Here is a 7,024-nt window from a genome sequence, read left to right on the forward strand (position 1 = left end):
CCCGTCTCGAGGCGCTCGGCACCGGCCGCGGCCGAGGTCGCGCCCGCGGAGACCCGGTCGGCGCCGTCGGCGGCGGCGGCCGCTCCGTCACGGAGTTCGCCGGATCCGTCGGCGATCCGCTCGGCGCCGGCGGCGAGTTCCGCCGAGCCCTCCCCGGCGAGTCCCGCGCCGTCGGACAGGCGTGCCGCGCCCGCGGAGATGGTGTTCGTCGTGAGCAGGAAGAACGCCGCGAGCGCGATGAGCGCCACGGTCACGGCGACGGCGGCGATGCGCACGCCGATCCCATGGCGGTGCACGGCAGGGTCGGTTCTCGTCATTGAGGCTCCTGTGTTCCGGGCGCGACGACGCGCCGAGGTTCGGGTGCGGTGCAGGACACCCGGCGCGCGGGAGGTGCGGGGGCGCCGGTGATTCCGAGCGAGCACCGGCCGAGGGGTCGCATCGTCGCGACTCCGGCGCGACGTCGCGTCGAAAGTGGCCCGAATCTGTCAGGCGGACTGCGGTTCCGTCAACGGACAGCGCCGAAGTCGGGAGCTTCCCTCCAACGCGAGGTGGCGGCGCGAGGCCTCCCGTTGTCGCCCCGCCACAGCCGGGGGCCGACGCCGGGCCGCGGCATCCGCCGGGCGTTCAGAGATCGAACGAGTCGCCCGGTTCGAGCGCGAGATACTCGCCGCCGCCCTGTTCGGTCGCCCACTGAAGGCGTGCATTGGACAGCGACTTGCCCGCTCGCGAGAGCACCATCTCGTGCGTGGGGAACGCACGACGCGGCTTCACGGCCATCACGTAGTCCATGGACTCGGCGATCTTCATCCACGGCGCCCCGGCGGGGGCGGCGAGCACGTCGACGTCGACGCCCTCGGGAATCGCGAACGAGTCGCCCGCGTAGTAGAGGGCGTCGTTCACGAGCACCCCGACGTTGTCGATCACCGGGATCGAGTCGTGGATCACGGCGTGGCGCCCGCCGAAGAACCGCAGCCGGAACGGCCCCACCTCGACCTCGTCGCCGGGCTCGACGAGCTCGACCTCGATGCCCGCCTCGCCGGCGGCCCGGACCACGCCCTCCGGGCCGAGCAGGCGCACGTCGGGGCTGCGGTCGCGGATGCGGCCGAGCTGCTCCGGCGTCCAGTGGTCGTCGTGCAGGTGGGTGATCACCACGGCACGCGCGCCGGACGCCTCGGTGATCGGCGTCGTGAACTTGCCCGGGTCGACGAACAGGCGGTCGCCGGAGTGCTCGACGACGAGGGCGGCGTGTTCCAGCTTCGTGACGCGCATAGTTCGAGCCAACACCGTGTGCGCACGTCGTGCAACCGGTCGGGCTGCCACAATCGCACCATGAGTCACCGTTCCCCCCGGCGACTGCTGCTCGCAGTGAATCCGTCCGCGTCGTTCGGACGCAACCGCGCGGTCGGCCCGGCCGCCGCGCGACGCCTCGCCGATGCCGGGTACGAGGTGACGCTGCTGCGGGAGGCGAACTTCGAGCTGCTGCGACGTGAGACCCAGTCGGCGTTCGAGCAGGGAACCGACGGCCTCGTCGTCGTGGGCGGCGACGGCATGGTGTCGCTCGGCGTCAACATCGTCGCGCGGACCGGCGTCCCGCTCGGCGTCATCGCGGCCGGCACGGGGAACGACCTGGCCCGGGCCCTCGGGCTGCCGCACGACGACCCCGAGGCGGCCGTCGAGGCCCTCGTCGAGGCGCTCGCCCGCCCGCCCCAGGTGGTCGATCTGGGCCTCGCCCGCCACGGCGAGCTCAGCACCTGGTTCGCGTGCGTGCTGTCGGCGGGATTCGACGCGGTCGTCAACGAGCGAGCCAACCGGATGACGCGGCCGCGAGGTCCGAGCCGCTACACGCTCGCGCTCCTGCGCGAGCTCGCCACGTTCCGCCCGCTGCGGTACCGGCTGACGCTGGACGGCTCCCCGCGCGAGCAGTCGGCCATGCTGGTGTCGGTGGCGAACACCCCGTCGCTGGGCGGCGGCATGCGCATCGTCCCGCACGCGGATCTCTCGGACGGCCTGCTCGACGTGTTCGTCGTGCATCCGCTGTCGCGGGTCGGGCTGCTCAGCGTGTTCCCGCGCGTGTTCGCGGGGGAACACGTCAACCACCCCGCCGTCGAGTTCGCGCCCGCGCGCCGTGTGCGCATCGAGGGCGAGGGCATCGTCGCCTACGCCGACGGCGAGCGGTTGGGGTCGCTTCCGGTGGAGGTGGAGGCCGTTCCCGGGGCGCTCGCCGTGTTCGTCTGAGGGCGCCGGCCGGTGCCATCCGCTCGATTTGGAATGCGCCGGAGACGTGTGCCATACTCTTCAAGTCGTCAACGAGGCCCCATCGTTTAGCGGCCTAGGACGCCGCCCTCTCACGGCGGTAGCGCGGGTTCAAATCCCGCTGGGGTCACCACGACCGTCGAACGCCCTCGCAGCATGCGGGGGCGTTCGTCGTTTCCCGGCACGGTGGCATTCGTCGGCACCGGTGCACCGGGTTCGGACGGTCCCGGCGCGGGCTCGCCCGACGCCCGCTAGACTCGTCCGAGCGAAGGGGAGTATCCCGCCGGGGCTTCGCGCCTCGGGCCACGATCGTCAATACGAGCGCCGTCGACGCCGCTCCGGGCGTGGCGGCGCACGCACGTGCTGCCGGGAGAGACTTTCGGATCTCCGTCGCACCCGATCGCACACCTCCCGAAAGGCGTCACGTGACCGCATTGCCCGTCTGGTTCGAAGTCGGCTCGCTCGTCGTGCTGACGCTGATCCTGGTCGCCGACCTGCTGCTCGTGATCAAGCGGCCGCACGTGCCCTCGTTCCGGGAGTCGACCCTCTGGGTCGTGTTCTACATCGTGCTCGCCCTGATCTTCGCCGGCCTCATGTTCGTCATCGGCGACGCCGAGCACGGTGCGCAGTTCCTCGCGGGCTGGCTCACCGAGTACAGCCTGTCGATCGACAACCTGTTCGTGTTCGTCATCATCATGGCCAGGTTCGCGGTGCCGAGGAAGTACCAGCAGGAGGTGCTCATGGTCGGCATCATCCTGGCGCTGATCCTGCGCGGCATCTTCATCCTGCTCGGTGCCCAGCTCATCGAGAACTTCAGCTGGGTGTTCTACATCTTCGGCGCGTTCCTGCTCTGGACCGCGTACAACCAGGCGTTCGGCGACCACGAGGAGGAGGGCGGCGACACGTTCCTCATCCGCATCCTGCGTCGCCGGCTCGCGATCACGAACGACTACGACGGCATCAAGCTGCGCACCACGATCGACGGCCGTCGGTTCTTCACGCCGATGCTCATCGTGTTCGTGGCGATCGGCACGACCGACCTCATCTTCGCCCTCGACTCGATCCCGGCGATCTTCGGCATCACGCAGAGCCCGTTCATCGTGTTCACGGCCAACGTGTTCGCCCTGATGGGCCTCCGCCAGCTGTACTTCCTCCTCGGCGGGCTCCTCGAGCGCCTCGAGTACCTCAAGTACGGGATCGCGTTCATCCTCGGGTTCATCGGCGTGAAGCTGGTCCTCCACGCCATGCATGAGAACGAGCTCCCCTTCATCAACGGCGGCGAGCACATCGAGTGGGCGCCGGAGATCTCGACGTGGGCCTCGCTCGGCGTCATCGTGGCCGCGATGGTCGTCGCCACCGTGGCGAGCGTCGCGAAGGCGAACCTCGACGCGCGCCGCCGTGGCCACACCCTCGGCGAGGAGATCCCGCACTTCACCGAGGAGGGCGACCGGGCCGAGCGCGACGAGTCCCGCGTCGAGCGCTGACGCCCGCCTCGATCGGCGGTCGCCGCGCACGACGGTCGCCGAGGGCTTGCTACCGTTGAGCCACCCGCGCCTCCGCGCCGCCCCTACCCCGCAGAGAGGACCCAGCCAGTGACGTCTGATGGCAGCGGTGTCGTCGAGATCCCGAGCGGATCCGCGCGCATCGCACACAGTGCACGAACGCACGTCGGCCGCGTCAGGTCGGTGAACGAGGACGCCCTCCTCGCCCACGCGCCCGTGTACGTCGTCGCCGACGGCATGGGCGGGCACGCGCGGGGGGATGCCGCGAGCCGGGCGGTGGTCGACACGTTCCGCCGCCACCTCGACACCGGCGCCCCGTCGCGGCCCGAGCAGGTGCTCGATGCCATCCACAGCTCGAACGAGGTCGTCCGGTCGCTCTCGACCGAGGGCGACGAGGGCACGGCGGTCGCCGGCACGACCGTCGCGGGCATCGCGCTGGTCGACGCGGGCGACGGCCGCGGCGTGCACTGGATGGTCTTCAACGTGGGCGACTCCCGCGTGTACCTGTGGGACGGCCGCCGCCTCGAGCAGGTCACGGTCGACCACTCCGCCGTGCAGGAGATGGTCGACGCCGGCCTGCTGCACGCCGACGACGCCGAGCGGCACCCCGATCGCAACGTGATCACCCGCGCCGTCGGCGCCGACGACGTGGTCGAGCCCGACGTCTGGCTCATCCCCGCGGCGGGGCGGCAGGTGTTCCTGCTCTGCTCCGACGGCCTCTCGAAGGAGGTCGGCGACGAGGCGATCGCGGAGATCCTCACCGGCGGATCGGCGCACGCCGCCGGGCTTGCCGGAGAGCTCGTCGAGGCGGCGCTCGCGGCGGGTGCGCGCGACAACGTGACGGCGGTGGTCGTCGAGTCCGACCTGGGCGGCGACGCGGCCGATGACGACGAGGCGACGCGGGACCGCGATGACGCGCTCCCGCGCGCGGCGGAGCAGACGTGGCCCAGGGGAGCGGGGGATCAGGGTGGCGGACTACCGGCGTGACCCGAGCGGCGGCTGGCTGGCCGCGCTGCGGGCCGATGCGCTGCTCGTGCTCCCGGCCGACCGTGCCGACGATCTCGTGGGGCTGTGGCCGGCGCTCGGTGCAGCGGATGCCGCGGCCGTCGTCCTCGACCGGCTCACCGCCGGCGGGGTGACGTCGGCCCCGGGCTTCGCCCTCGTGGTCCGCGAACGCGGGTCGGTGCGCGTGGTCGCTCGCGGCCCCCTGACCGTCGAGGTCGGAGCCGACACGGTCTCCGGCGCGGGCGTGTCCACGTGGAGCGAGCGCGCCTTCGACGGCGCGCCCGACGTCCGCGTGACGGTCGCCGGGGATTCGGCGGATGCCGCGGGACCCGTGCTGCCGATCGTCGAGGGCGTCGTGGCGGCATCCGTCGTCGACTGGCCGGGCGCCGCCGCTCGGACCGCGGCGCCGGAGGTCGCTGCGCCGGAGCCCGCCGAGTCGGAGCCTGCGTCACCGGAGCCTGCGGCGCCGGAGGTCGCTGCGCCGGAGCCCGCCGAGTCGGAGCCTGCGTCACCGGAGCCTGCGGCGCCGGGGCCCGCCGCGCCACCGCCGACGGTCCGGATCGAGCCGGTGCCGGCGACGTCCCAGCGCGCCGCCGACGTCCCCGACGAGCGGACGATGGTGCCCGACGAGGACACCGTCGTGGGATTCTCGCGAACCGAGCGCCCCCGCATCGAGGTGTCCTCCGGAGACACGACGATCGTGCCGCCGCCCGGCCTCACCGACGCTCCCGTGCTCGGCGACCACGACGGGCTCACCGTCGCGGCCGCCGACATCCGCCAGCTCAGGGAGGCGCGCGACGCCGACCGCGCCGCGGCCGTCGCCGCGCAGCCACCGCGTTCCGGTCGAGCCGACGACCGGCTCGCGCTGCGCATGCCCGACGGGTCGTTCGAGCCGATCACGGGCGAACTCCTCCTCGGCCGCGCTCCCGCGATCGGGCGGGTCACCGGTTCGCGCGTGCCGCGCCCCGTGGTGGTCGGCGCGGGCGACCCGGACATCTCCCGCACGCACCTCCGGGTCGCGGTCGAGGGCGGCACGGCGGTCGTGACCGACCTCGAGTCGCGCAACGGCACGCACGTGGTCGCTCCGGGACAGCCGCCCATGCGGTTGCGGCCGTCCGAGCCCACGCCCGTGCTGCCGGAGACCGTGATCGACCTCGGCGGCGGCTGGTCGATCCAGGTGGTGGTGCGCTGATGCGCCGCACGCCCTCGTCGCCGCCGGACCTGCCCGGCTACACGCCGCTCGGGCTGCTCGGCTCCGGCGGGTTCGCCGACGTGTTCCTCTACGAGCAGAAGCTCCCGCGCCGGAAGGTCGCGGTCAAGGTGCTGCTCGCCGACGACATCGACCAGGGCACGCGCGCGCAGTTCGTCGCCGAGGCGAACCTGATGGCGCGACTCTCGGCGCACCCGTTCATCGTGACGATCTTCCACGCCGACGTCTCGGCCGACGGCCGGCCGTACTTCGTCATGGAGTACTGCTCGGGCCCCAGCCTGTCGGAGCGCTACAAGCGGCAGCCGCTCACCGTCGAGGACGCGCTTCGCACCGGCATCCGCCTGTCGGGCGCCGTCGCGACCGCGCATGCCGCCGGGATCCTGCACCGCGACATCAAGCCCGCCAACGTGCTCACCAACGACTACGGCTGGCCCGCGCTCAGCGACTTCGGGATCTCCTCCGACCTCGAGGGCGACCTGCCCGTCCACACCATGTCGTTCACCGCCGACCCCGCGGCGACGGGCTCCGGCACGGGGTCCGACCGCGCCGCGGTCGGCATGAGCGTGCCGTGGTCCCCGCCGGAACTGTTCGAGGACGACCCGCGCCCCGACACCCGGAGCGACGTGTTCGCGCTCGCCGCGACCGTGCACACCCTGCTCGCCGGGCGCACCCCGTTCGAGGTCCCGGGTCGGTCGAACGGCCCGCTCGACCTCATCGGCCGGATCGAACGCGGCCGGGTCACGCCGATCGACCGCGACGACGTGCCGCCGACCCTGCAGGCCGTCCTCGCCACCGGCATGGCCCCGCGACGCGAGGACCGCTACCAGAGCGCGGTCGAGTTCGGCCGCGCGCTGCAGCGCATCGAGCTCGAGCTGGGGTACTCGGTGACGGGGATCGAGGTGCCCGCGATTCCGGCGGCCGCGCCGTCCGACGCCGAGGCGACGGACGTCGCGAGCGAGGTCGCGCCCGACCCGGACGCCGAGGCGGCGACGCGCGCACGCTCGGTCCGCGTCGTGCAGGCCGACGCGCCGGCGGCGCCGGTCGGCCCCTGGTC

Annotated in this window: 6 protein-coding genes, 1 tRNA gene and 1 pseudogene; 6 read left to right on the forward strand and 2 right to left on the reverse strand. The window is 72.9% G+C overall.

The annotated features are described in order from the left end of the window. Both AVP42_RS07960 and AVP42_RS07965 read right to left on the reverse strand, forming a co-directional pair. A pseudogene (locus AVP42_RS07960) lies at positions 1–317 on the reverse strand (hypothetical protein); the annotation flags it as partial. Positions 318–624: 307 nt separating this feature from the next. Beyond that, complete coding sequence (locus AVP42_RS07965) at positions 625–1,269, reverse strand: MBL fold metallo-hydrolase (protein ID WP_067947857.1); 645 nt, start codon at positions 1,267–1,269, stop codon at positions 625–627. 60 nt (positions 1,270–1,329) lie between these two features. On the opposite strand from AVP42_RS07965, the gene AVP42_RS07970 reads away from it, so the two are divergent. The 6 genes from AVP42_RS07970 to AVP42_RS07995 form a co-directional block, all read left to right on the forward strand. Beyond that, positions 1,330–2,235, forward strand: coding sequence for a diacylglycerol kinase family protein (locus AVP42_RS07970; RefSeq protein WP_067947859.1), 906 nt, complete (start codon positions 1,330–1,332; stop codon positions 2,233–2,235). A 75-nt stretch (positions 2,236–2,310) separates the two neighbouring features. Then, positions 2,311–2,386, forward strand: a tRNA-Glu gene (locus AVP42_RS07975). 292 nt (positions 2,387–2,678) lie between these two features. Beyond that, positions 2,679–3,737, forward strand: coding sequence for a TerC family protein (locus AVP42_RS07980; protein ID WP_067947861.1), 1,059 nt, complete (start codon positions 2,679–2,681; stop codon positions 3,735–3,737). 201 nt (positions 3,738–3,938) lie between these two features. Further along, positions 3,939–4,742 (forward strand): PP2C family serine/threonine-protein phosphatase, encoded by an 804-nt coding sequence (locus AVP42_RS07985; RefSeq protein ID WP_231878579.1) that lies wholly within the window; start codon positions 3,939–3,941, stop codon positions 4,740–4,742. Then, positions 4,723–5,952, forward strand: coding sequence for an FHA domain-containing protein (locus AVP42_RS07990; RefSeq protein ID WP_067947863.1), 1,230 nt, complete (start codon positions 4,723–4,725; stop codon positions 5,950–5,952). The genes AVP42_RS07985 and AVP42_RS07990 overlap by 20 nt, the downstream gene beginning before the upstream one ends. After that, positions 5,952–7,024: serine/threonine-protein kinase (locus AVP42_RS07995; RefSeq protein WP_157356763.1), on the forward strand; the 1,073-nt coding region annotated here is incomplete at its 3' end. The genes AVP42_RS07990 and AVP42_RS07995, both read left to right, overlap by 1 nt.

The sequence above is a fragment of the Agromyces sp. NDB4Y10 genome (assembly GCF_001620055.1).
Classification (GTDB): Bacteria; Actinomycetota; Actinomycetes; order Actinomycetales; family Microbacteriaceae; genus Agromyces; species Agromyces indicus.

Coding starts and splice junctions, on each gene's coding strand:
- AVP42_RS07965 (WP_067947857.1), bottom strand. CDS start 1,269: ATGCGCGTCACGAAGCTGGAACACGCCGCCCTCGTCGTCGAGCACTCC.
- AVP42_RS07970 (WP_067947859.1), top strand. CDS start 1,330: ATGAGTCACCGTTCCCCCCGGCGACTGCTGCTCGCAGTGAATCCGTCC.